Consider the following 24,776-nt stretch of genomic DNA (forward strand, 5'->3'; position numbering starts at 1 on the left):
AAAGGGGATAGGTATATGAAAAAAGTATTTGTATGCGTAAGTATTTTCTTTTGTTGTTTCCTTTATAACGTTAAGGAAGGATTTGCTGCAAGTCCAATGACACCTAGTTTTGAAGTGAAGTTATTATTAAAGCCAGAACAAGTACTAGGTCCTAACAAAGAGATGAAGCAAGATGTACTAGAGCATTTTCAGACTGGTACAAATTATGAAAGAATACAAGTTCAGTTTTTAGATACGGCAAATAAAGATTTAAGTAATGGAGGCTGGTTTGCCAGAATTCGAAAGAAAGAATTTAGTAAAGATTTTGAGCTAACATATAAAAAAAGATACCCGATTCAAAACGGTGTAATTCAAGATGCACTAGTAGTAGCTAAAAAAGATGGATTTGATAGTAAAACTGATAATTATGAGGCAGAAATAGACTGGGGATTTGAGAAGAAAACGTTAAGTATTTCAAATAAGAAAAGCTACAGTGCGAAAGGATATGGAGTACTTGATTTACCAAATGAACGAGACGCCCAAAACATGGTAGTAGAAAAGTTACCAGGGAAAATGAACAAATGGTTGTATACGAATTGGGGAGAAGAGATGTTAAGGGATTCTCGTATTTACGGTCCTGTATTAATGAAAAGGTATACAGGTGAGTTTGAAAATAGTAAAACGAATATTGAAGTTTGGCCACTAAGTAATACAGGGAAAATAGAAGAGGATTTCGTAATAGAAGTGTCGTTTAAAACAAATGAGGAAAGTATTGCAAAAGAAAAAAGAGAATTATTAATGAAGAGTTTAGAACAAAAAGGATGGCTGTTACCAAAAGATAGTTTGAAGACAGAGCTTATTTTTCAGTAAATAGTAAAAAGGAATCCATATGCCATGGATTCCTTTTTATATGAGTATTAAGCTAAATCAGCTGACACAAACATATCACTGTTTTGAAGGTTTTTAGAGCGTAAACTATAAGCAACAACCTTCTTTTTATATTGCTTTACAACATCAACATGCTCTTCATGACTATAAATATAAAATGTAAAATCTTTTTTGCCGCGTTTTGCATTAATAATTAAAGGAGTACCCTCATTGTGTGGCGGTGCATAATAGCGATCTAAAAATAAACCTTCGTTAAAATCATGAATAATTTTAGATTTCTGTTCGCCTTCTACATTATTTCCGTGAATTGTAATAGTCACATTCTCTTCTTCAAGTTGTGGATGTGTTTCGTACTTGCTAATAATGGATTCAATAACAGTGTTAGGAAGGCTAGAAACGATAATTTTAAATGCCCCAAATACAACTAACATTACAATAAACCAAGTCGTCATAGTATATCATCCCCTTTATTCTATTTAATAATATAACTCATATGGTAATAGTACATATGGTGAAGTTTTGTATAATTTGTGAAAATTTTTCCTTTTTATGAACATTTTTTAACAAATGGAGGTGTGCAAAGAATACAAGGGAATATTTGGTATGATAAAAATGTAAAGGTTTTTTATTTATTATAAGGGGGTTATCAAATGGGGAAATTAGATGGTAAGGTCGCTTTTGTTACAGGAGCTGCGATGGGGAACGGAGCTGGAATTGCTCATGTGTTTGCAGAGCTGGGGGCAAAAGTATTACTTGTTGATATTTCAGAGACAGTTCATGAGACTGCCAAAAATATTGTTAGCAAAGGGTTAGATGCTGCGAGTTATGTAGTCGATGTGGCTGATATTCATGCTGTAAAGGAAGTAACGAAAGATGCATATGAGAAGTACGGAAAGATTGATATATTAGTAAATAACGCCGGCGTTATTCGACTTGCAAATTTTTTAGATATGTCAGATGAAATGCGTGATTTTCAATTCCAAGTGAATATTAATGGTGTATGGAATTTTTCTAAAGCAGTATTGCCATATATGATTGAGAAAAATTACGGGAAGATTGTGAATATGTCTTCTGTAACAGGAACGTTGGTTGCTGATGAAGGTGAAACTGCATATGCAACGACGAAGGCAGCAATTTGGGGATTTACGAAAGCGTTAGCACGTGAAGTGGCAAAACATCATATTACTGTAAATGCAATTTGCCCAGGTTACATTATGACACCAATGGCAGAGCAAATAGCAAATGAATCCGATCCAAATGAGCCGAGTAATGTAATCGATGGAATTGCTTCAGGTGTTCCTTTAGGACGTTTAGGGAAAATTGAAGAAGTAGGTCAGTTAGCAGGTTTTTTAGCATCCGATGAATCAAGCTACATAACAGGTACACACATTGTCATTGATGGTGGTAGCACATTGCCAGAAACGGTTTCAGTCGGTGTAAAGTAAAAGGATTATGAATGAGAGTTTTAGTTCTTTGAATGATAACGCTAGAAGAAATCTGAAAGAGATTTCTTCTAGCATTATCATGTTATGTACTATTATTAGAAAAATCAATTTTGTTACAAAAAGTTGAAATTGAAGTATTTTAAAAGAAAAAGGTTTATAATAAAAATATAACTAATAACCACATTACTAATTATAAGGAAGTGTAACTATGAGTACTGTAACAATCGTGTATGGTATTATTCTTTCCACAATTATCGTTTTATTTTTCGTTGGGGTTTCACGTTATATTCATAAATGGAAAGAAGGCGTTGCGAAATTAAATCACATTGAAGAAGAACTTAGTGATTTAATGTTACATCATGGTAAGTAAACATTTATTTTTTAACTAAACAATGTGAAGGATATCACAAAACATGCTCTCCTTATGAAGGCATGTTTTTTTGTTATGTGAATGATTAGGCACATTCATACATTTTTTCCATACGATACAGTGTGAAAGTAGAAATGTTCGGAGTGGAAAAGAGGGATAAAATGAGTAGTTCAGGCTATGTTCCAGATAATAAAAATTTAAAGAAAAGCTCAGGAACTCCAAACCTTTTCTTTGATTCGAGAAAAAATGTCTTTTTTAAAAGGGATGAGAAAAACGTTGCATATGAAGTTACGTCCACGCAGTTACCAGCAATGATAGGTGGAGCGTTTGTTGATTTATTTATGACAAAAGGGCACATGCGAGAACCACATTGGCATCCGAATGCATGGGAATTGGATGTTGTTGTATCAGGAGCAGCAGTTACATCTATCTTAAATCCCGAAACGAATCAATTGCAAAATTATCATGTGAAAGCGGGGCAAACTGTATTTATTCCAATGGGATGGTGGCATTGGATCACAGCAGTAACAGAAGAAGTACAATTGCATTTGTTCTTCAATAACGATCAGTTTGAAACAGCAGAAGGGTCAGACATACTTAGATTAACACCGCCAGAAGTATTTCAAGCTGCATATGGTGTAAGTGCAGAAAAATTAGAGAAGGACCTTTCGCCAATTAAGGAATCAGTTGTAATTGGTCCTCCTAACTCAAATCGAATAAATAGTGTGAAAAAAAGTGACGAATCAAATATAGTCGTTACGTTAAATGGACAAATAACATCATGTGAAATAGAGTAACTCTTTCCTTCTAGGAAGAGTTACTCTATTTTGTATAATTTTGTAATTTGGTTTGTTATAATTATGATGTTGAAGGGAATGTATTAGAGGGGGTATATTGTGAACATATTAAAGATTATAGGAATAATTGCAGGGGTCATTATAGTAGCTGTTATAGCTTTCTTTGTTATTATGAATTACTATTTGTCAAAAGAAGATCCTGATTACGTATTAAAGTACATAAAAGAACATAAAGAAGATGAAACATGTTCATTACTTATTAAAAGAAATGGAGAAGTATTAACTTCTATAAATGAAAATAAAAAATTGCCATTAGCAAGTATGGCAAAAATCGTAATAGCAGTTGAATTTGCTAAGCAAGTGTCAGAAGGAAAAATAAGTCGTGATGAACAAATTTCATTGCACGAGCTAGAAAAATATTACGTTAAAGATACTGATGGTGGAGCACATCCTAACTGGTTAGAAGATGCCAAAGCGAGAGAATTAGTGAAAAATGGACAAATCGCTTTAGAAGAAGTCGCTAAAGGAATGATTCATTATAGTTCTAATGCAAATACAACATATTTGTTAGAAAAGCTTGGAATAGAAAGAGTAAATGAAAGTATAAAAGAGTTAGAGCTTACTAGTCATGATAAGTTCACTTCTTATACCGCTGCACTATATATGAGAGGATACGTAGAAAAAGAACTTCATGTGCCAGAAAATCAGTCATTAAAAACGTTACGTAACATGTCAAAAGATGAATATAATAAACATGTGTTACAAATACAGGAATGGATGAAAGATGAGGAAGAATGGAAAAATCGGGATATTCCATTAAAAGTAGATATGGAATTTCAGCGAATTTGGTCAGATCGATTAGTGGGTGCGAACGCTAAAGATTATATGAGTATAATGGAAAAGATAAATAGTAGAAATTATTTTCCAAAATCAATGCAAGAAGAGATCGAGAACATTTTCAAAGGAACAGTTAAAAATAGTAAGTTCGAATATGCTGGTCAAAAAGGTGGTTCTACCGCATTCGTATTGACAAAAAGCTTGTATACTACAGATAAGAAAGGGAATAAAGTAGAAGCTGTCATTATGTTTAACGGTATAGAAGATCAAATTGCATATCAAAAGTTGAGAAATAATGTAGACTATTTTATTCGAGATATTATAACAAGTGAGGAGTTTAGAAATAAATTATAATAGAATAATTTTATTATGTAAACAAGATGCTATTAAAGATAGGTGTTGAGATGAGGTTGAAGGAGTATATGGTTGAAACGTTTCCAAATTTAGAACTTAGACCACCTCTATTTTATAATGGGGATATGGGTATTCGCTTTAAATTAGGTGTGAACTATGATTGCACTAATATTTATGAAAACTGCCCATATTTAGAAGGCGTTTATAATAGAGCCATTACTTTATTTCAGTCTTTACATTCCAAAACAGATGATATGTATATTGTAGTGGATGTAAATGACTATGCAGACGGTGAAACTTTCAAACACAAATTGAATATCTTTTCTAAGCATGTAAAAGAGAAGTCTGATTTGTTTAAGTTACAGAAAAATACAATCCCTTATGTTTTTCCAGAAGACGATGAAGACGGGGTATATAAAACATATAGATATACTTTGAAATGTAAAGTTTCAGACTTGAAATACATTCCTATGATAAAAGCAATTTGTAATCAAGATATGGGGATAAAACCGCGTATTTTTCATAGGGTGTATTTCATAAATATTAACAAGAATACTATATTTCACATTTATGATGATAGAGGTTGTGATGTATTAGCTACCTCTCCTAATACAATTAGGAATATGTATCATACATATAATGATTGGATATTAGAATACGACAGAAATAAAATTGATAAAGTATTTAATTGAATGTAGTCTATTTTAAATGAGGGAAATACCATATGGGGTGTTTCCCTTTTATTAATATGAAAATCAACATTTAAATTTGAAAGCACTTATTATAAAGGTAAAGGGATTTGATGGTAATGTATTGAATTTGGGTAGAAACGGAAAAAGGAGATGAATAAATGACAACAATATATTTCGTTCGCCATGCCCATTCTACCTATACAAAAGAAGAACGGGAGCGACCTTTATCTGAAAAAGGACAATTGGATGCAGAAAACGTTACAAGCTTATTAAAAGATGCACATATTGATGTAGTGATTTCTAGTCCGTACAAAAGAGCAATTCAAACTGTACAAGGAATTGCGAATACATATCATGTATCAATAGAAATAGAAGAAGATTTACGAGAAAGGTTATTAAGTTCAGAGCCAGTAGCAGATTTTAATGATGCTATCGAGAATGTGTGGGAAGATTGGAGTTTTGCATACGAAGGCGGAGAATCGAATGATGTAGCGCAAAGGCGTGCTGTAATATGTATGCAAAATATATTAAAAAAATATAAAGATAAGAATATTGTAATAGGAACTCATGGGAATATTATGGTATTACTCATGAATTATTTTGATTCAAAATATGATTTTCAATTTTGGAAAACAATTCGTATGCCTGATATATTTAAGTTGAATTTTCATAATGAAGATTTAGTTTCTGCCGAAAGGATAGAGAATACGGGTCATCAGATAAATAATTTGTAAAAGTTTATCAAAAAAAGAGGAAAGAGAGATGTTATTGTAGAAGTATGACTTTGTAACATAAAAATTATATGTTAAAGGAGGCTGTTTACATGTTTGAGAAAGAGAAAGAAGGGCTTATTGAAGTTCACAACGTATATGAAATTGTACCAGCAGATGGAACAATTATTGGTATGGCAACGGAAGAAGAAATGGAAATTGCTGCTGAACTAGAGCTGCAGTACTATGCCCATTCTCGTTTGCTAGAAGCAAATATTCAGTTAGACGGTTCCTCCTACAAAGAGTTACTTCAGGAGTTCCAGGAGTACGAAAGAAAATCAATGAGCTTTTGGCGAGCAATACATAAGCGTTTAGCTGTGCCATGGGCATGGGTATTACGTATTGATGTTGCGAATGGCCCTATTTATGTAAGTAATGGGAATTCATATTACGAAGAAATCGATGATGAAGAAGATTATGAATAGATAAGTAAGGAGGCAGCTTTAGTTGCTTCCTTTTTTTATTTTTAGAGAGTGAACCGCTTCAATGATAATATCTGGTCGATCATTTTCTATTCCGTGACCAGCATGTTCGGCAAGTATATATTGGCTATTTATTGAGATTTGTAATTGTTCATGAATCAGTTCTTGCCACATTGCTTCAAGTTGTGTCGCTTCCTCTTTTTGCATGCCGCCCTTAGTCAACTGAGTAATAGAATATTGAGGGTCTCTACCAATAACGATTAAAGGTACTTCTAATGTTTTATAGAGTTCTTTTATTGAGCGAGCACAATTTTTCCACTCCGATAGTTCAGAAGCTGTCGTTTTATATAATGTAGGAGAGGTAGAAAATTCAATGTACTGTCTTGATTGACCGGCTAGCATTGGTTTTAGTTCATTAGAAAGCATGTCTACATCCATTTTGGAGTATGTATGATATTTTTGAAGCCACAGATCATCCGAATCAGTCTGATCAGAAATTGGTAAATGAAGTTCATCTAATCGGTGTAAGTTCATGGAGGTAGAATCAACTAAAATAAGTGCTTGCATCTTATCTTCATGTAACATGGCAAAATGTTGTGCGCATAGGCCTCCGTAGGAATGACCAATTAGAATGATTGGGTCGTTAATATCTAGTTTTTGTAGTAACATACGAAGTTCTTTTGTTGTTTGTAATGTAGTACGTGAATGATTCCTTAGTTCACTTTTTCCGTAACCTGGGCGATGGTAGGAAACGACTGTAAAGTGCTGTGAAAGCTTTTCTATAATAGGAAACCAATCATAAAATGAGCAAGTCATTCCGGTTTGAATGACTACAGTTTGTTTACTACTTCCTTTCATATATACTTCTATAGTTTGCCCCAATACCTCTACAAATTTATAAATAGTAACCCCTCCTAACTAAGTTTGAAATAATTTTTGACAAGCGAAAACGATGCACCAGACACCTATACCGAACAGGATAGATGTACTAAGTGAAAACGAATTTTTCAATCCAATATAGACGATAAATAATAATAGTGCGGATGCAGGGAATCCATATAATACGCCTATAGCAAATTGACTTAATTCTTGTTTGTTCCCGCCTTCGAAAGAAATCCAAAATAGGCTTAGTAAACTTACGAGAGGAAGGGCAGCGATAAAACCACCTATCGTACTATAATGTTTAGCTACTTCAGTAATAACACCGATAATAAGTGCGGAAACGATTACTTTAACGAGGAAATGCATATTTAGCCTCCTTCGCTAATAACGAAAAAGCTTTTTCGACTAATTGTTGTTCTTCTTTTGATAACTGTGATTCTAATATTTTTATCTTTTCTTTATCTAGTAAAGTATGCTTTTCTAATACTTCAATGCCTTCTTTCGTTAAAGTAAGGTTCACAACTCTTTCATCTTGTTTGTTTCTTTCTTTCATGATATACCCTTTTTGAATAAGGCGCTTTACGTGTTCAGATGCTGTGTTATGAGAGAGAGTAAGCTCAGTAGCGACTTTTCCAATTGTTATATCTTTCTCACGAGAAATGATTTGTAAAATACGAATGGCTTGGTGAGAAAGGTTGTCTTCATATTCATATCGTAAGTGATAATAAATACTCTCCCAATGCTGATTGATGTCTTTCATAATAAGCCCTCCTATTTTTTTGTGTCGTATAATAAGATATATTCGTTAGTATAGAAGTAAAATCCTTTTATTTGGATAAAAAATGTTGAAAAAGTTTATTTTTATTGAAATATAAGGTAATCTATTTGTAAAGGTATACATTCAGCAAGAGAGAGGATGATAGCTGTGAATACATTCAAATGGATGAGTCATGAACAGATGTATGTAGATGAAATACATGTTGAAAAATGTGGTCCTCTTTCAGTCGGCGTATATGGGGGAAATCAAGAGAGTGATGCATACGAACGAGGAGATGCGGTGCTTGCTTGGTGGGATCCGGAATTACAATTTGAATTTGTTATGATTTTTGATACACACCACAAAACAAAAAATATTGATTATATAATAGAAGCCATTTCAGAAAGAAAAGAGAAACTAACAGAGTTATTTTCCTACCCAACACATTTAGCTTTTCATCATACACATATGTACTTATTAGCGTTATTTACAGATGAGTTGTTTATTGAAAAATGTGATCAAGATGATGAGGAACTTGCATGCTTAATTTGTTTGCGAAAAGGTGAATTTTTATATTGGTTATCAGTCGGTGATTGTTTCGCATATTTATTCCATTCTGAGAAAACGAAAAATGGTAAAGGGCGATTAAATAAACGGAAGAATTACGAATATATTGGTAGGAAAAATATTTTTGCAGCAAATACACCTTGTTTTACGTCAGGTGTAAGAGGATTAGAAAAAGGAATGAATCACATCGTAATGGCAACGGACGGTATTTTAGAGTGTGATAAACGAAGGTTTGATGATGACCAATCTTTAATAGAAATATTACACGACGGAAGTTGCTTACAGATTGAGCCAGTATTAACAAATGTACTGCAGTGGAAAGGCAGAGATTGCGCCACAATTATTGGATGGTCCATTGACACTGAAAATAAACGATGCGCTAATTAATATAAAAGGAGTTCAAGGTTTTTATCCTTGAACTCCTTTTTGTTAAGCAATATGGATGTGATATGTTTTCAACCATTCATTTACTTGCAGCATGTATTCCATAGCACTTCTTGCTTCAAAATTGTTAATTTCTTTATTACTTTCATTGGCAATCGAAAGTAATGTGGAATGATTAATAAGTGAGAAAATAGGATTGTTTTTATTACTGCACATGTCGAGTGATAAATGACGGATTGTTTGTAAATAATGTGGGTCTTGTGAAGTTGGGTAAGCACTTTTTCTTCTATTACGCACATCATCAGGTAAAGCAGTTTTTAGTGCTCTACGTAAAATGCCTTTTTCAATATTATCAATGCTTTTTATGTTGAAAGGAACGTTCCATAAATATTCAACTAATCTATAATCGCAAAACGGTACACGAACTTCAAATCCTACAGCCATACTCATACGGTCTTTACGGTCAAGTAAGAACGGAAGAAATCTCGTTAAAAATAAATAAAACATTTGACGTTGTTTCGCGGATGTTTTACTTTCGCCTTCAAGAGTAGGTACTTCAAGTATCGCTTCTTGGAATCGTGTATCAATATAGTTTTTTAAGTTACATTGGTTACTTACTTCATTTAGTAGAAGAGGAGATGTATTTTTCCAATTTGTTAGCCAAGGAAACTTATCTACATAAAGTAATTCTTCTTGATGAAACCAAGGGTATCCACCGAATACTTCATCAGCAGATTCGCCGGATAAAGCTACGGTCGCATCTTTTTTCATTTCGCAAAATAGTAAATATAGTGAAGTTTCCATTTCACCAGCACTCGGTAAATCTTTTGCACGAAGGGGAACGAATAAGTGATTTGCTAATTCTTCAGCATTCACAATAATATCATGATGAGATGTCCCTACATGTTCAGAAACGCGTTTTACCCAAGGAGCGTCTAAACCAGTGCGAGCAAATGTCAGTTCGAAATCTTTTGCACTATTTACAAAGTCAATGGAATACGTATGAAGTGTTTTGTTTTCAGCAGCAAATTCTTTTCCCGCTAGTGCAGTAATACCGCTAGAATCTAATCCTCCTGATAACATACAAACGAGAGGAACATCGGCAATTAATTGTCTTTTTACTGTATCTTGTAAAATAGATAAAATATGTGATGATGTATCTTCTATAGAATCTGTATGGACCTTACTTTCTAAATTCCAATACTTCGTAACTACTTTTTTATCACGTGTGAATGTTATAGAATGTCCAGCACGCACTTCTTCAATATGTTTAAAGACGCCACATCCTGGAGTTCGAAATAAGCCTAATCCAAATATTTCATTTATGCTATCCGCATCAATTTTAGCAGGGACAGATGGATGTGCTAATAATGCTTTTATTTCAGATCCGAAAATAATGCTGTCATTTCTTTCAGTATAAAAGAGTGGCTTTACGCCTAAATGATCACGTGCTAAAAATAATTGTTGCTTCTGATCATCCCATAAGGCGAAAGCGAAAATTCCGTTTAAATGTTGTACGCAGTCTTCTTTCCATTCTAGATAAGCATGTAGTAACACTTCTGTATCTGAATGCGTTTCAAATGCATGACCGCATTTTTGAAGTTGCTCTCTAAGCTCACGGAAATTATAAATTTCTCCATTATAAGTAAGAGCATACGTATAATCACCAGTATGAAATGTCTTCGGCTGTGCTCCGCCTTCGGGATCAATTACAATTAAACGCCGGTGTGCAAAGGCAGCACGAGGTGAAAACCAATATCCTTCAGCATCCGGACCGCGATGCCCAATACTATTTGCCATCTTTTTTAAAATAACATGTTGATTTGAAAGGTCTTCTTTCCAATCTACCCAACCTGTAATTCCACACATACATATCTCATCTCCTAATTTAAAATGTTGAAAAGTAGATTAATGAAATAAAATGTACACTAAGTTAAAGAATGACTATATAAATAGTGTACTACATGAATCAAATTGCAGACTTGAGAAAATTTTCTTTGAACGCATAGTTATGTGAGACAATGGGTAAGGGAAAGTATTCCATTACATACAAAAAATAATAAAAAGATGAGAGGAAATATTTTTTTAGACGTTATATAGGGTGTAAAAGCTTTTACAAAAAAATAAGGGGAATCGCTACATGAAATCAAATGAGAAAAATTATATAAAAAGATTACAGCGACAAAAAGAAGATGCGCTAGAATTTGTTGTCGATACATATTTACCACTCATAAAGGGAATCACGCATAAAGTTCTACTTCCAATTCAAAATGATGGACTCATAGAGGAATGTATAAACGATATATTTCTTTCCATATGGAATAATGCAAATAAGTTTCATGGAGAGCCGAATGATTTTAAAAAATGGATAGCGGCGATTGCGAAGTTTAAAGCAATTGATTATTACCGGAAAGCAACTAAAAAAGTAGAAATTATTTCAGATGAGTTCCATATTAGTACGGAAAAGTCAGCAGAAGATGAATTAATCGTTATGGAAGATAGGGAAGAGTTATTGAAGCTTATTAATCAATTAGAACCGTTAGATCAAAAGGTGTTCATTATGAAATATCTTCTTGGTATGAAGACAGAAGAAATAGGAGACAAGTTAGGGTTAACTCGGGCAGCGATAGATAATCGTGTGTATCGTGGAAAAAAGAAACTACAACAAAATGCTACGAAAATTAGTTTTGGAGGTAGTGTCATATGAAAGACATTTATGAACTATTAAATGATATTGATATAGATGAGAAAGAACTTGAGGAAATTGAGGCTTCTAAAATTGAAAAAGAAAAAGTGAAGCGCAATGTAAAACAATCGATGCGTACGAAGAAAAAGATGAAAAGTTGGAAAAAAGGCGTTGCTGCTGCATCTATTTTAGTAGGATTATCAGTTGCAACGCTCGGTATCGGGTTTCCTACATATGCCGGGGGATTGCCAATTGTAGGTGACATATTCCGATTTTTAGATAATGGTAGAACAGGGCTATATGAAAATTATAAAGAGTTTTCGACTGAGTTGAATATGACGAGGGAGAGTAATGGAGTTAAGGTTACACTCAATGATGCTGTATTTAACGGAAGAACTGTAACAATAACGTATTCTATTGAAAGTGATAAAGATTTAGGAGAAAATCCAAACATCCTTGAATCCTTACAGGTTGTAGGTTTTAATGGTATGACTGGTAGCTCTAAAATTACAAAAATAGGGGATAAAAAGTATGTGGGTATGAGTACAGCAAGTGATGTTGATGGTAAAAAAATGAATGTTGCAAATATCAAGTGGGAGATAGACAAAATAGAAACAATAGATGGAAAAAAATCAATAAAAGGAGATTGGAATTTTGCGTTGTCTTTAAATGCTATGGAAAGTAAAGAAATGAAACTCAAAGGAAGTACTGAAAATGAATTAATAAAAGTAAATATAGACAAAATGGAAGTAACCTCGATGTCCTTTATCGTTTTTTATAATCAAGAAGAATCTAAGGCATTAAGAAGTATATGGGATAGTGCTGATGTGGAATTAGAAATAAAAGATGATTTAGGAAATAAATATGCAGGTGAAGGAAATGGTGGAAGCAGTACAGTAGCGGAGCCACATAAAAGTAGTTGGAGTACTACATTCCAAAAGTTGAACGAAAATGCAACAAAGCTTATCGTTACACCGCGTGTTCATTTAAGAGTTCATACACCAGAAAACTTTGGTGGAGTGGAGTTTATTAATGGAATCGAGAAGAAAATTGAAGTGCCGAAAAAAGAAGCGAAGAGTAAAGATATAGTGTTAGATGGTATCGTAATTGATTTAAAGAAATAAAAGAAAGACTGCCTAAAACGATTAGGCAGTCTTTTTCTTCTTAAGAACTAGTAACAAGTAAAGCATGCGGATGTTGCGTTTTATATTCATCTTTCCAAGGAATATTTAGTTGTTCCCACGATTCGCCGCTATCAGTGGATTGAAACAGGCCATTGTTATTTAAATTGTAAAACGTATGTGGTTCTGCTGGATTTGTCGCAAACATTGAAATAACTGTACCGATTGCTGATGGTAGACCTTGCTGTACTTGCTGGAACGGAGTATCTTTCGTTTTACGATAAATATAAGATTCATAAGGAATACGGTGATGAGCGAGGTCAGCGCTTGGTGCGGCAGAAACGAGAATTGTATCACAATCAGCTGGATCGATAGCCATGCTGTATAAATAATGATGTTCAAGTCCTTCGCTGCATGAGATCCAGCTGTTTCCACTGTTATAACTTTCGAGGTATGCGCGATCAGGTCCGCCCATAAATCCGTCACCACATGATGCATAAAGGCGATTTGGAGCTTCTGGGTGCATAAGCAATTGATGAGCATCGATAGGAGCACCGAATTTTTTATCCATCCATGTATGCCCTCTATCATTACTTTGAATAACAGCACCAGCTTCAATTGAAACATGGATTGTATTTGGATTATTTGGATCAACTGTAATCCAGCGTACGTGATGGGTAAACGGTCTAGGCGGGAAAGCCCACGTATAAGAAGATAATAATGATTTCATATTTTTCAGTTCCGTCCACGTTTCACCACCATTTTCCGAACGGAATAAAGCACTAGGTTCTGTTCCTACATAAACGACGCCATATCCGTTAACTTGTTCATTAGGGCTTATTGTAATAGAAGTGATCGAAGAATGTAAAATACCATCTTCATTTGGAAAATCAAAGTAACGATATGAATCTCCAATTGGTTTCCACGAATCTCCGCCATCGTCGCTTAACCATAAGCCTCGTCCAAATGTCCCGCAATATACACGGTTTTGTTGAAACGGGTCAACAGCGATACAGGTAGGTTGCATATTTTGTAAGTGATAGGATGCTTCATAGTTACCATATCGTTCTTTTACAACAACAAGTTCACGCTCCATACAGAGAAATAATCTTTTCAATTTCGTCCCCTCCTTAAAAATTCCTTCCTTAGTAAACAATATGAAAATAAAAAAGAAGTAGTCTTGTTTTTATTTGAGAAAAAGGACTTGTTTGAAAAATAGCGAAGTGTGTATACAGAGGAAGTGAGGTAAAGTGAAACTTTAATCAGCGTGTGGCATCCCTACTGATTATAAGCTTTCACCAATCGGGCATTGATGCGGGATAAAGATGGGGAGTTTGTTTCATACTAACATACAGATATTGCACTTAAAGGAGTATTGGTATGGGACATTCACATGATCACGGTCATTCTAACAATAAAAAGGCGCTGCTAATCGCTTTCGTATTAACGACAAGTTTTATGATTGCTGAAGTAATTGGCGGATTTGTAACAAATAGTTTAGCACTATTATCTGATGCGGGGCATATGTTAAGTGATGCGGTATCTTTAGCTTTAAGTTTACTTGCGTTTAAGCTTGGAGAAAAAACAGCAACAGCTGCGAAAACATACGGGTATAAGAGAGTCGAAATGTTAGCAGCATTATGCAACGGTGTCGTTCTTATAGTCATTTCAGTATACATTTTCATTGAAGCAATTCGCCGTTTTACAGAACCAGTTGAGATTGCTAGTAATGGGATGCTCATTATTGCTGTACTTGGTCTGCTTATTAATATTTTATCAGCTTGGATATTAATCAGAGGCGGAGATGTGAAGGGGAATTTAAATTTAAGAAGTGCTTTCTTACACGTATTAGGCGATCTATTAGGGTCAGTTGGAGCGATTATTGCAGCGCTATGTATTAAATTTTTCGGGTGGACTGCTGCAGATGCGATTGCTAGTATTCTTGTGTCCATTTTAGTCATTATTAGTGGATGGCGTGTAACACGTGATACGGTCCATATATTAATGGAAGGTGCACCACAGCACATAAATGTTGAAGAGGTAAAAAGTACATTATTAAATATTACGGTTGTAAAAGAAGTTCATGATTTGCACATATGGTCTGTCACATCTGATTTTCAAGTATTAACTTGCCATTTGATTATTACAGGTAATGAAACGCAAAGTGTACTAAAAGAGGCTTCGGATGTATTAAAGGAAAAGTTTCATGTAGAACATGTCACCATTCAAGTAGAGATAGATGGTGAATTTAATCATAGTGAGACAACTTGCAAAGTATGAAAGAAAAAGGATAAGAAAAAGTGTCATAACATTTTTCGCGCGGCATACATATATATAATGTGGCCACAAATACTTTGTAAGGTAAATATTTCATGAAATTACTTTACTTATAACGAGTCATCTTTTATAATCAAAAGTGGTAATTGATAGAGATTATCATTTTCAATGATCGTAGAAAGGAGTTTTTTAAAAGATGAGTAGTCAACTCCGTTTTGCTGTTGAAAATCGTAAGAGGCATTTAATTGATGAGTTAATTGGAGCAGGTGTGTTTAAAATTCGCGACCGACAATTATACGAGCTGTCTTTAGAGGAATTGGAAAAAGAGTACGAAGATATGGAAGATTATGCAGATATTCAGGCGTAGCTATATAGATTAATAAAAGATGAGCTGGTTACGATTTTATGTAACCAGCTCTATTATTATTTCGTAGAAATTATTTTTGATATTTCTTTCATTGGACGGAGCCAGTTTTGAGACATCATTTGTTCCATTTGTTTTTCATCCTTCTTTTGCAGTGCTTGAATGATTGAGTGATGTTCTTCAATAGATTGACTTGCTGGAACAAAGTTTTGGAAAAACAAGTATTCAAGACGTAAAACGTGAAGTTGCATATTTGCTAGAAAGGGCTCAATATATTGATTTTTAGCAATAGAAGAAATTGTATTGTGAAATTGTATATCTAGTTGTAACGCTTGTTTTGCGTTTTTCTTCTCTATAGAGCGCTGAAAATCATCATTTATTTCAGAAAGTAGTTTCAAATCAGCGTCTGTAATATTTTGAAGTGCTTGCTTTCCTATAATAGAGTGAAGACCAGCCATCGTCTCATAAATGATCGGAATGTCGTCTAACTTAATAGGAGCAATTTTTGTTTTTTGCCCAGGTACCATTTCCACCAATCCAGAAAGTTCTAATATTTGCAGTGCTTCTCTTACAGGTGTTCTACTTACTCCTAGTGCTTCAGCCAATTCACCATCATTAATTTTTTCGTCAGGCTGCAGTACACCTTCAATAATCCAATCTTGTAGTTGATTTAAAACGAGTGATTTTGCCGAAAATCTTCCTTGTTTTTTATAATTTTGAGGGATAGGCATTGTGAATTCCATCCTTTCATTGTATATTTTCCTTTTTCTCATGAACAAACTTTAATTTTGGTTTCCCTTCATCCGGTTTTTGACTTAAAATGAGTACCATTACAATGACACAAAAAGCCCCTAATAACTGAAAAGATTGAAACGGCACATGTAATATAAGTACAGAAGAAATAATAGCTGCGAGTGGTTCAGTACATCCGAATAATGTCGTTTCTTTCGGAGTCAAGTATCGTATGCTGTCTAAGTATAAATAAAAAGCAATAAGTGTCCCAAAAATGATGACAAATGTGATAAGTGGTAAGGTATTTAGTTTTACATATTTCATCGTTGATAATAAAATGAATTCTTTCGTAGAAATAAAGTGTACAATCGTTACACCAATACCTCCAATAATCATGCCCCATCCAACGATAACTGAGGAAGACCATCTATCTAGTAATTCCTTTGAGTATAAACTATAAAAAGCAAGAGATAATCCAGATAAAATTCCCCAAATGATAGCTGGTGTAGAAACAGCTAAGTTATGTATAGACCCGTTTGTCAGTAAGAGAAAAGTGCCTACTAATGAAAGAGCAATTGAAATGAAATCAATTTTTGATGGACGAACGTTCCATTTGAAAAGTAAGTATACAGTAATAAATATAGGAGCTAAATATTGCAATAATGTTGCGACGGCAGCATTTCCTTCTTTAATAGAAGCGAAGTACGTGTATTGTACAGCAAGCATACCGAATAGGCCAAACAATATCATTTTAGTAGCATCAGATCTTTGTTTCCATATGCTGAATATTTCTTTTTTTCTCGTTCCGAATGATGAAATAATGAGCAAGATAACGCCCGATATAAGCAATCGAATTGTAACTAACCATTCAGTAGAAACATGTTCATATTGAAAAAGTTGTTGTGCAGTTGTTCCGGATAATCCCCATAAACAAGCACCAATTACAACCATAATGATTCCTTTTAAACGATTTGGATTCATCATGTATTGATTCCTCCTTTCAAAAAATATATTGTATACAATATGCAATATATCACGAAATGAATAAAAAATAAACTGAAAATTCTCACTTGATGTAAAGCTGTTATTCAGATTAAAGAAGTTTGTTAAATAAGAGAACGATAAAATAGAAAGGCTTTCGTTTACGGAAGCCTTTCTATTTTAAATTATGAAGTGTAAGTAAAAGCTGGAATAGGATCAATGAATGTATCCCAGTTTTGTGCCATTTCTTTTTCTGTTAATAGACAATCATCTAATGATTGTTCAATTAAAGAACGGTTCATATCAATTCCGATAAATACGAGTTCGGTTATTCGATCTCCATATCGCTCGTTCCAGCTTTTCAATACTTCGGGTTCTTCTGTAATAATTTGATTTCTTTCAGTTTCAGGTAATGCCGCTATCCATTCACCGGCTCCTTGAATTGTAATAGAGGAACCCGCTTGGGATAGAAGCCCTATCATATTATTACGTGATGCGAGCCAGAAAAAGCCTTTTGCTCTTACGACATCCACAGGCCATTTTTCTAGCCAATTCATAAGGCGTTCAGGATGGAAAGGATATTTACGGCGATACACAAAGGAATTGATGCCATATTCTTCAGTTTCAGGTGTATGATGTTCACTATTTAATTCTTGTATCCAACCCGCCGATTGACTCGCTTCCTCATAATTGAATAAGTTTGTATTTAAAATTTCTTGCAGTGGTACGTTGCTAAATGAAGTTTCAATAATTTTTGCACTAGGATTTAATTTCTTAAGTAAATGATGCAGCTCTCTCACATCTTCTTTTTCTAGTAGGTCTATCTTATTAAGGAGAATTACATTTGCAAACTCAATTTGATCTATTAATAAATCAATAACTTCCCGAGTATCGTTTTCATCAATTGCCTGCTTACGGTCTAATAAACTTTCACCATCTGCAAAATCATCCCAAAATCTATTTGCATCTACAACAGTAACCATTGTATCGAGGCGACAATTTTTTGTTAAGTCAATGTTCAGAACATCGTCTGTATACGTAAACGTTTGGGCAACTGGAATCGGCTCACTTATACCGGAAGATTCAATAACTATATAGTCAATATCACCGTTTTCCACAAGCCGATTCACTTCTATCATTAAATCCTCTCGTAGTGTGCAACAAATACAGCCATTTTGAATTTCTACTAGTTTTTCCTCCGTACGTGAAAAACCACCTTTTTTGATAAGGGATGCATCAATGTTTACTTCGCTCATATCATTAACGATAACAGCTACTTTTAAGTTGTTCTTATTAGTCAAAATATGATGTAGTAAGGTAGTTTTTCCAGCTCCTAAAAAACCACTTAATACAGTGATAGGTACTTTTTTCATGAAATACTCTCTCCTTTAAATCGTAATAATTACGTTTTATATTAAATGATGGAAAAGGAAAAATCAATAATAAATCATAATGGTTACGATTTAAGAATAGGAATAGACTATAAAATTTGTGCTGTAGCAGGAAGCTTTTGGACAAGCACTTGTTTACATATAAGTAAAATGGAGGCGAGAAGGATGGTCTTTAATAGGGTTTCAAAAGAATTAATAGGAATAGCTCTTATTGCTATGTTTCTCTTTTTATTATTTTTTGTAGATTTTACAAGTTTAGCAAATTTGCATAAAAGTATGCCAAAAGAATGGTTGAATGTGAATACGGTGTTTTTAAGTATTATATTTGAAGCAATACCATTTATTTTATTAGGGGTAATTGTTTCTTCTCTCATTCAAGTGTTTGTGACAGAAGATATGATTCAAAAAGTAATGCCGAAATCTCCAATTGTTGCAATGGTTCCAGCAGTATTTGTTGGAATTCTTTTTCCAATGTGTGAATGTGTCATTATACCAATTGTAAGAAGGCTCATTCAAAAGGGGTTACCACTTCATGTGGGCATTGTTATTTTACTAAGTGCACCTATTATGAATCCAGTTGTTCTTTTATCTACTGTATATGCGTTTCAAAAAAATGATTACATTGTATATGCACGCTTTGGGGTAACAATTCTTGTTGCTCTATTCATAGGTTTAATTGTGTATTATCGCTATCGCGAAAGAAATGTTTTAAAAGACGTAGAGGTGTCAGTTCAAAAAAACAAAAAAAAGAGTTGGAAAGATGTTACGAATCACACTGTAGATGAGTTTTTTGATACTGGTAAGTATTTACTGATTGGTGCTTTTTTAGCAAGTGTATTTCAAACATTTTTTGATCGGAATGTACTGGATGCAGTAGCACATAACGAAGTAATTGCCCCAATTATTATGATGGGATTTGGTTATGTTTTATCCATTTGCTCTGCGGCCGATTCGTTTATAGCGGCATCTTTTGGACATGTTTTCTCTGTAAAAGCACTTCTCGCATTTCTTGTGTTTGGGCCTATGCTCGATATGAAAAATACGTTCATGTTGTTTGCATATTTTCAAAAGAGATTTGTATTCTTTTTGATTGGAATTATTATTTTATCGGTGTACACAATCGTGCAAATTACAACGTTATAGGAGATGAGAAACGTGGAGGGAAAGGAACAGAAGGCCTATCATCGCTATATTCGTGGCATTATTTTAATTGGTTTAGCAATGCTCTTATTTAAACTATTTGTAACCGGGAATATTTATAATTTTATCGCTCCAAAAATGATTAAATTTACGTATATAGCTTTTGTAGTAATTTTACTTCTTGGTTCATTACAAGTTTGGGGAGATGAGAGAGAGGAACAAGATGATTGTAATTGTTGTGTGCATCATAGGGAATTGAAGTTAGGGTTAAAAAGATATTTTGTATACGTTTTATTTGTTGTTCTAATTATTAGTGCTTTTTTATTAGGAGGTGTAACAATTGATGGAAGTTTAGCAGGAAAAAGGGGTATGAATCAAAGTGTACAGGCGAGAAGTATGGAAAAGAACGAAAAAGAGGGAATACAGGCAAATTCTAATGGGAAAGAACAAGATGAAACTTCGAATTTAAAAGTGACTGATCAAGCGGAAGAACAATTAGCAAAAAGTATGTTGGGACAACGAAAGATACAAGTAGAGGATAAGGATTATGTTCAAACAATGAGTATAATTGGTCAAGATGTAAAAGGATTTAAAGGGAAGGAAATTACATTCTCAGGGTTTATATATAATGATAAGGATGTGACAGGTGATAAAGCGGTAGTGGCGCGATATGGCATAACTTGTTGTATTGCGGATGCATCAGTCTGGGGGATGATTGTTGCAGGGGAAAACGTAAAAAAGCTCCCACAGGAAACATGGGTGAAAATAACAGGTTTGTTGGACGAAACGACATATAAAGGAGCACTATTTCCACTTGTAAAAGTAAGTAAAGTAGAGAAAATCAATACGCCTAAAGATCCGTATGTATACGATGCTTTACCACAATGAAAAAGAACTAATTCTTCATATTTTCATGAAATAGACTCATAATTGCGGTAACAAAAAAATAAAGATAAGAGTAATTTGGTTTGTTAAAAATATGGGTAGAAGGAGATATGCGATGAGCTGGGTTACTCATAAACCAACATTTGAATTTGATAATTATAGCCATTTTATTCGGGCAAATACGGCGTGGATTGGGCATTTAGACTTTGCATATGATTTAGTAAGGTTTGAAAAGCCGGAAGTATTAGTCGAGTTAGGTACACATTTAGGAGCTTCTTTTTTCAGTTTTTGTCAAGGGGTAAAGGATGGGGGATTATCTACAAAATGTTTTGCTGTAGATACTTGGGCGGGAGATGAGCATACAGGTCCATATGGAGAAGGCGTTTATCAAATCGTAGAGAAAGTCGTAAATACGAGTTATCCCAATATAGGTAATTTAATTCGTTCTACTTTCGATGAGGCCGTTGATCAATTTCAAGATGGAACGATAAACTTGTTGCATATTGATGGCTATCATACGTATGAAGCAGTTTCTCATGATTATAAAACATGGTTACCGAAACTTGCGAATAACGGTATTGTGTTATTTCATGATATTGAGGTGAAAGATCGAAACTTCGGCGTGTATAAGTTTTGGGATGAAGTCACAGCAAAGCACCCTCATTTTCAGTTCCAGCATTCATATGGACTCGGCGTATTATTCCCGAAAGGTTGTAGCGATAAGTTTGTGGAAATACTTAAAAACAAAGAAGAAATACAAAATATGTATAAATAAAAGGGAGCATGCATCATTTGAATGATGCGTGCTTTTTTGTTTGGAGAATAATGATATTCCTTTAAACGGTAAGGATAATAGTAAAAAGTTTTTTGGTGGCAAATATTAAAAAAGTTACTCTTTGATTGTTAAATATAAAAAATGTAACATTTTTTATATTTTCCATTGCGAAAAGTAGCATCTACTTTTACAATAGAAAAGGTGTCCAATATATTATACTGGAAAAATAAATCGAAATAATATGAAAATTTTGTTTTGTCTTCGCTAATTGTATATTACATACATGTAAGACGACACACGTCATGTTATCGACTTGTAAGGAGAGAAAAAAATGAAAAGTGTAAGATTACCATCGATGCTAGAAATCATAGTTCTTTTATTACTATTTCTTGCTGTTGTCTTTTCCTTCCAAACGATTTTTGATCTCCCAATTCAATTAGCGCTATTTATTTCATGGTTTTTAGTAATTGCGCTTGGATTAAGATTAGGATTTCGTTATCAAGAATTGCAAGATGCAATTACGAAAGGGATTTCTAACGGATTAGAAGCAATACTGATTTTAGTTGCAGTAGGTGCTTTAATTGGAACATGGATTGCTGGTGGCGTTGTACCAACATTAATCTATTATGGGTTAGAATTTATTCACCCTAGCATATTCCTATTAGCAACATTAATTATTTGTTCGATCACTTCTATCGCAACAGGAACATCATGGGGAACAGTTGGAACAGCAGGTATTGCTATGATGGCGATTGGTGAAGGGCTTGGATTACCACTTCCACTTGTTGCTGGTGCAGTTCTTTCAGGAGCTTATTTCGGCGACAAATTATCACCACTTTCTGATAGTACGGTTCTGGCAGCTTCTATGGCGAAAGTAGATGTTATTGCTCACGTTCGAGCTATGCTCGTATTAGATGTTCCGGCTTACATTATTACTAGTATTATGTTTACTGTAGCTGGTTGGATGTATGGCGGCGATAACGTAGATTTAAATCGAGTAGAGTTTTTAAAAGAAGCTTTATTAAAGCAATTTGATATTAAAATATGGATGCTTGTTCCAGCGGTCATTGTTATTGTTCTATTAGCACTAAAGAGACCGTCTATGCCAACAATTGCAATGGGAGCTTTAATTGGTGCAATTTGGGCAACTCTTTTCCAAGGAATGAACTTTGGAGAGGCGATTGGAACAGCGTATAACGGATTCTCAATTCAATCTGGTGTTGAATTTGTGGACAAGTTATTAAACCGTGGTGGAATTAACGGTATGCTTGGATCAGTAGCCGTTATTATTTTCGGTTTAGGATTTGGTGGATTACTTGAAAAACTAGGTGTTTTAAAAGTAATCGTATCAAAATTTGAGAAGAAATTAAATTCTGCAGGTAATGTAACATTGTCTACATTAATCGTGGCATTCTTAGCGAATATATTTGGTTGTGCAATGTACGTATCATTAATTTTAACACCGAAAATTATGGAAGAAAGCTATGATAAATTAAAAATAGACCGACGTGTATTAGCACGTAACTCAGAAGTAGGTGGAACGTTAACTTCAGGTATGGTGCCATGGTCTGATAATGGTATTTTTATGGCTGGTATTTTAGGTGTAGCAACGTTCTCATACGTTCCATTTATGTGGTTAAGCTTCGTATCGTTAATTTTAGCGATTATTTACGGATATACAGGCAAATTTATTTGGTATGTTGATGATGCTGAAAAAGGAAAGCAAGCATCATAAAAAAATACCTTCTGTGATGGCAGGAGGTATTTTTTTTATGCACACGAGTGAGAATTCTTATCATTTAAGAGAAAGTCTGTTATTATAAGAGATGTAGGTATTTTATTTTCAAGGGGATGAAAAAATGGAGTACAGAATTGAAAGAGATACATTAGGAGAAATAAAAGTTCCAGCTGATAAATTATGGGCAGCACAAACACAACGTAGTAAAGAAAACTTTCCGATTGGAACAGAGCAAATGCCGCTTGAAATTGTAAAAGCATTTGCCATTTTAAAGAAGAGTGCAGCACTTACTAATAAAAAATTAGGAAAGCTATCAGAAGAAAAAGCAGAAGCAATTGTGACAGCAGCTGACGAAGTGATTGCAGGGAAATGGAATGAACATTTTCCACTTGTCGTATGGCAAACAGGGAGTGGTACGCAGTCAAACATGAATGTGAATGAAGTAATTGCAAACCGAGGGAATCAAATTTTGAAAGAGAAGGGATCTGACGTACATATTCATCCGAATGATGATGTGAACATGTCTCAAAGTTCAAATGATACTTTCCCAACTGCGCTTCATGTAGCATGTGTACTCGCAGTAGAAAATCACGTGTTACCAGCACTTACCAAATTAAAAGAAACGTTAGCAGAAAAAGTAACTGCATTTGAACATATTATAAAAATTGGTCGTACACATTTACAAGATGCGACACCGTTAACATTAGGACAAGAAATTAGTGGATGGCACCGTATGCTTGAAAAAACAGAGCGTATGATTGCAGAGAGCAATACATATATGAAAGAGCTTGCGATTGGTGGTACTGCAGTTGGAACAGGTATAAACGCCCATCCTAAATTTGGTGAGATGGTATCTGAGGAAATTAGCCAATTTACAGGTAAGCAATTTATTTCTGCACCAAATAAATTCCATGCATTAACGAGTCATGATGAAGTTGTATATACGCATGGTGCATTAAAAGCATTAGCAGCGGATTTAATGAAGATCGCTAACGATGTGCGCTGGCTGGCAAGTGGTCCACGTAGTGGGCTAGGAGAAATTATTATTCCAGCAAATGAGCCAGGAAGCTCTATTATGCCAGGTAAAGTAAATCCAACGCAAAGTGAAGCATTAACGATGGTTGTAGCACAAGTAATGGGAAATGACGCAACAATCGGATTTGCAGCGAGCCAAGGCAATTTTGAGTTAAATGTATTTAAACCTGTTATTGCATATAACTTCTTACAATCTGCTCACTTATTAGCAGATGCAATTGTTTCATTTAATGATAATTGTGCAGTTGGTATTGAAGCAGATGAAGAAGTCATTAAAGAGAATGTGAATCGTTCATTAATGCTTGTTACAGCATTAAACCCTCATATCGGATATGAAAATGCAGCGAAAATTGCGAAGCATGCTCATAAAGAAGGGTTAACGCTAAAAGAAGCAGCGCTGCAATCTGGACTACTAACAGAAGAACAATTCGATGAAATTGTCGATCCGAAAAAAATGATTGCTCCGAAAGAGTAATAAAAACGCCAAGATTCTTTGTTTAGAGTCTT

At 34.3% G+C, this 24,776-nt stretch carries 27 protein-coding genes; 18 read left to right on the forward strand and 9 right to left on the reverse strand.

Annotation, left to right across the window (positions count from 1 at the left end; all coding sequences use genetic code 11):
• The first annotated feature begins 15 nt into the window (after positions 1-15).
• Positions 16-849, forward strand: a complete 834-nt coding sequence (locus tag EKQ63_RS10105; protein WP_087994358.1) for a hypothetical protein — start codon at positions 16-18, stop codon at positions 847-849.
• Positions 850-896: 47 nt separating this feature from the next.
• On the opposite strand, the gene EKQ63_RS10110 is transcribed toward EKQ63_RS10105, so the two are convergent.
• Positions 897-1,319, reverse strand: a complete 423-nt coding sequence (locus tag EKQ63_RS10110) for a YfmQ family protein (RefSeq protein WP_000214603.1) — start codon at positions 1,317-1,319, stop codon at positions 897-899.
• Between the two features lie 198 nt (positions 1,320-1,517).
• Here EKQ63_RS10110 and ucpA point away from each other — a divergent pair, with 198 nt between their 5' ends.
• The 7 genes from ucpA (at position 1,518) to EKQ63_RS10145 (ending at position 6,557) form a co-directional block, all read left to right on the forward strand.
• Entirely contained in the window at positions 1,518-2,312 is a 795-nt protein-coding gene (gene ucpA / locus EKQ63_RS10115; RefSeq protein ID WP_087953043.1) for an SDR family oxidoreductase UcpA, read from the forward strand.
• A gap of 208 nt (positions 2,313-2,520) precedes the next feature.
• Positions 2,521-2,682 carry a hypothetical protein gene (locus EKQ63_RS10120; RefSeq protein ID WP_000109006.1) on the forward strand — a complete coding sequence of 54 codons (162 nt, stop codon included), beginning with the start codon at positions 2,521-2,523 and terminating at the stop codon, positions 2,680-2,682.
• Positions 2,683-2,843: 161 nt separating this feature from the next.
• Complete coding sequence (locus tag EKQ63_RS10125) at positions 2,844-3,479, forward strand: cupin domain-containing protein (RefSeq protein WP_087953042.1); 636 nt, start codon at positions 2,844-2,846, stop codon at positions 3,477-3,479.
• 99 nt (positions 3,480-3,578) lie between these two features.
• A complete protein-coding gene (locus EKQ63_RS10130) occupies positions 3,579-4,670 on the forward strand; it encodes a serine hydrolase (RefSeq protein ID WP_087953041.1) in 1,092 nt (363 codons plus the stop codon).
• A 50-nt stretch (positions 4,671-4,720) separates the two neighbouring features.
• Complete coding sequence (locus tag EKQ63_RS10135) at positions 4,721-5,362, forward strand: DUF3885 domain-containing protein (protein ID WP_143881762.1); 642 nt, start codon at positions 4,721-4,723, stop codon at positions 5,360-5,362.
• Positions 5,363-5,520: 158 nt separating this feature from the next.
• Positions 5,521-6,096, forward strand: a complete 576-nt coding sequence (locus tag EKQ63_RS10140) for a histidine phosphatase family protein (RefSeq protein ID WP_087953039.1) — start codon at positions 5,521-5,523, stop codon at positions 6,094-6,096.
• Positions 6,097-6,185: 89 nt separating this feature from the next.
• On the forward strand, positions 6,186-6,557 hold the full coding sequence (locus tag EKQ63_RS10145; protein ID WP_060630314.1) for a hypothetical protein: 372 nt from the start codon (positions 6,186-6,188) through the stop codon (positions 6,555-6,557).
• Between the two features lie 18 nt (positions 6,558-6,575).
• On the opposite strand, the gene EKQ63_RS10150 is transcribed toward EKQ63_RS10145, so the two are convergent.
• The 3 genes from EKQ63_RS10150 to EKQ63_RS10160 are packed head-to-tail and all read right to left on the reverse strand — an operon-like array spanning position 6,576 to position 8,196.
• Positions 6,576-7,412 carry an alpha/beta hydrolase gene (locus EKQ63_RS10150; protein WP_242071317.1) on the reverse strand — a complete coding sequence of 279 codons (837 nt, stop codon included), beginning with the start codon at positions 7,410-7,412 and terminating at the stop codon, positions 6,576-6,578.
• A 60-nt stretch (positions 7,413-7,472) separates the two neighbouring features.
• Positions 7,473-7,802: a DUF3147 family protein gene (locus tag EKQ63_RS10155; protein WP_087953037.1), complete on the reverse strand. Its 330-nt coding sequence runs from the start codon at positions 7,800-7,802 to the stop codon at positions 7,473-7,475.
• Positions 7,786-8,196: a MarR family winged helix-turn-helix transcriptional regulator gene (locus EKQ63_RS10160; protein ID WP_087953036.1), complete on the reverse strand. Its 411-nt coding sequence runs from the start codon at positions 8,194-8,196 to the stop codon at positions 7,786-7,788. The genes EKQ63_RS10155 and EKQ63_RS10160 overlap by 17 nt, the downstream gene beginning before the upstream one ends.
• A gap of 123 nt (positions 8,197-8,319) precedes the next feature.
• On the opposite strand from EKQ63_RS10160, the gene EKQ63_RS10165 reads away from it, so the two are divergent.
• Positions 8,320-9,147, forward strand: coding sequence for a PP2C family serine/threonine-protein phosphatase (locus tag EKQ63_RS10165; protein ID WP_087953035.1), 828 nt, complete (start codon positions 8,320-8,322; stop codon positions 9,145-9,147).
• A 42-nt stretch (positions 9,148-9,189) separates the two neighbouring features.
• Here the strand turns inward: EKQ63_RS10165 and asnB are convergent, their stop codons facing one another.
• The gene (asnB, locus tag EKQ63_RS10170) at positions 9,190-11,013 is read right to left on the reverse strand and encodes an asparagine synthase (glutamine-hydrolyzing) (RefSeq protein WP_087994355.1); all 1,824 of its coding nucleotides are present in this window, start codon (positions 11,011-11,013) and stop codon (positions 9,190-9,192) included.
• Positions 11,014-11,284: 271 nt separating this feature from the next.
• On the opposite strand from asnB, the gene EKQ63_RS10175 reads away from it, so the two are divergent.
• Both EKQ63_RS10175 and EKQ63_RS10180 read left to right on the forward strand, forming a co-directional pair.
• Positions 11,285-11,851, forward strand: coding sequence for a sigma-70 family RNA polymerase sigma factor (locus EKQ63_RS10175; protein ID WP_087953033.1), 567 nt, complete (start codon positions 11,285-11,287; stop codon positions 11,849-11,851).
• Positions 11,848-12,954, forward strand: a complete 1,107-nt coding sequence (locus EKQ63_RS10180) for a DUF4179 domain-containing protein (RefSeq protein ID WP_087994354.1) — start codon at positions 11,848-11,850, stop codon at positions 12,952-12,954. The genes EKQ63_RS10175 and EKQ63_RS10180 overlap by 4 nt, the downstream gene beginning before the upstream one ends.
• Before the next feature lie 40 nt (positions 12,955-12,994).
• Here the strand turns inward: EKQ63_RS10180 and EKQ63_RS10185 are convergent, their stop codons facing one another.
• Complete coding sequence (locus EKQ63_RS10185; protein WP_087994353.1) at positions 12,995-14,068, reverse strand: WD40/YVTN/BNR-like repeat-containing protein; 1,074 nt, start codon at positions 14,066-14,068, stop codon at positions 12,995-12,997.
• A 263-nt stretch (positions 14,069-14,331) separates the two neighbouring features.
• On the opposite strand from EKQ63_RS10185, the gene EKQ63_RS10190 reads away from it, so the two are divergent.
• The gene (locus EKQ63_RS10190) at positions 14,332-15,231 is read left to right on the forward strand and encodes a cation diffusion facilitator family transporter (protein WP_143881000.1); all 900 of its coding nucleotides are present in this window, start codon (positions 14,332-14,334) and stop codon (positions 15,229-15,231) included.
• 193 nt (positions 15,232-15,424) lie between these two features.
• On the forward strand, positions 15,425-15,595 hold the full coding sequence (gene fbpA / locus EKQ63_RS10195; protein WP_000098301.1) for a Fur-regulated basic protein FbpA: 171 nt from the start codon (positions 15,425-15,427) through the stop codon (positions 15,593-15,595).
• 56 nt (positions 15,596-15,651) lie between these two features.
• Here the strand turns inward: fbpA and EKQ63_RS10200 are convergent, their stop codons facing one another.
• The 3 genes from EKQ63_RS10200 to EKQ63_RS10210 form a co-directional block, all read right to left on the reverse strand.
• Positions 15,652-16,323 (reverse strand): GntR family transcriptional regulator, encoded by a 672-nt coding sequence (locus EKQ63_RS10200; protein ID WP_087953030.1) that lies wholly within the window; start codon positions 16,321-16,323, stop codon positions 15,652-15,654.
• Positions 16,324-16,339: 16 nt separating this feature from the next.
• Positions 16,340-17,305 carry a DMT family transporter gene (locus EKQ63_RS10205; RefSeq protein ID WP_140168461.1) on the reverse strand — a complete coding sequence of 322 codons (966 nt, stop codon included), beginning with the start codon at positions 17,303-17,305 and terminating at the stop codon, positions 16,340-16,342.
• A gap of 185 nt (positions 17,306-17,490) precedes the next feature.
• Positions 17,491-18,678 carry a GTP-binding protein gene (locus tag EKQ63_RS10210; protein WP_000757655.1) on the reverse strand — a complete coding sequence of 396 codons (1,188 nt, stop codon included), beginning with the start codon at positions 18,676-18,678 and terminating at the stop codon, positions 17,491-17,493.
• A gap of 183 nt (positions 18,679-18,861) precedes the next feature.
• Between EKQ63_RS10210 and EKQ63_RS10215 the strand changes: the two genes are divergently transcribed.
• The 5 genes from EKQ63_RS10215 to fumC all read left to right on the forward strand — a co-directional run bounded on the left by EKQ63_RS10215 (position 18,862) and on the right by fumC (position 24,744).
• The gene (locus tag EKQ63_RS10215; protein WP_087994351.1) at positions 18,862-19,839 is read left to right on the forward strand and encodes a permease; all 978 of its coding nucleotides are present in this window, start codon (positions 18,862-18,864) and stop codon (positions 19,837-19,839) included.
• A 12-nt stretch (positions 19,840-19,851) separates the two neighbouring features.
• Positions 19,852-20,724 (forward strand): TIGR03943 family putative permease subunit, encoded by an 873-nt coding sequence (locus EKQ63_RS10220; protein ID WP_087994350.1) that lies wholly within the window; start codon positions 19,852-19,854, stop codon positions 20,722-20,724.
• Positions 20,725-20,836: 112 nt separating this feature from the next.
• Complete coding sequence (locus tag EKQ63_RS10225; protein WP_087994349.1) at positions 20,837-21,496, forward strand: class I SAM-dependent methyltransferase; 660 nt, start codon at positions 20,837-20,839, stop codon at positions 21,494-21,496.
• Between the two features lie 331 nt (positions 21,497-21,827).
• Entirely contained in the window at positions 21,828-23,231 is a 1,404-nt protein-coding gene (gene nhaC, locus EKQ63_RS10230) for a Na+/H+ antiporter NhaC (RefSeq protein ID WP_087994348.1), read from the forward strand.
• A 124-nt stretch (positions 23,232-23,355) separates the two neighbouring features.
• Complete coding sequence (gene fumC, locus EKQ63_RS10235; RefSeq protein WP_087953023.1) at positions 23,356-24,744, forward strand: class II fumarate hydratase; 1,389 nt, start codon at positions 23,356-23,358, stop codon at positions 24,742-24,744.
• Positions 24,745-24,776: the final 32 nt, after the last annotated feature.

The organism is Bacillus sp. BD59S, assembly GCF_007363175.1.
Classification (GTDB): domain Bacteria; phylum Bacillota; class Bacilli; order Bacillales; family Bacillaceae_G; genus Bacillus_A; species Bacillus_A pacificus.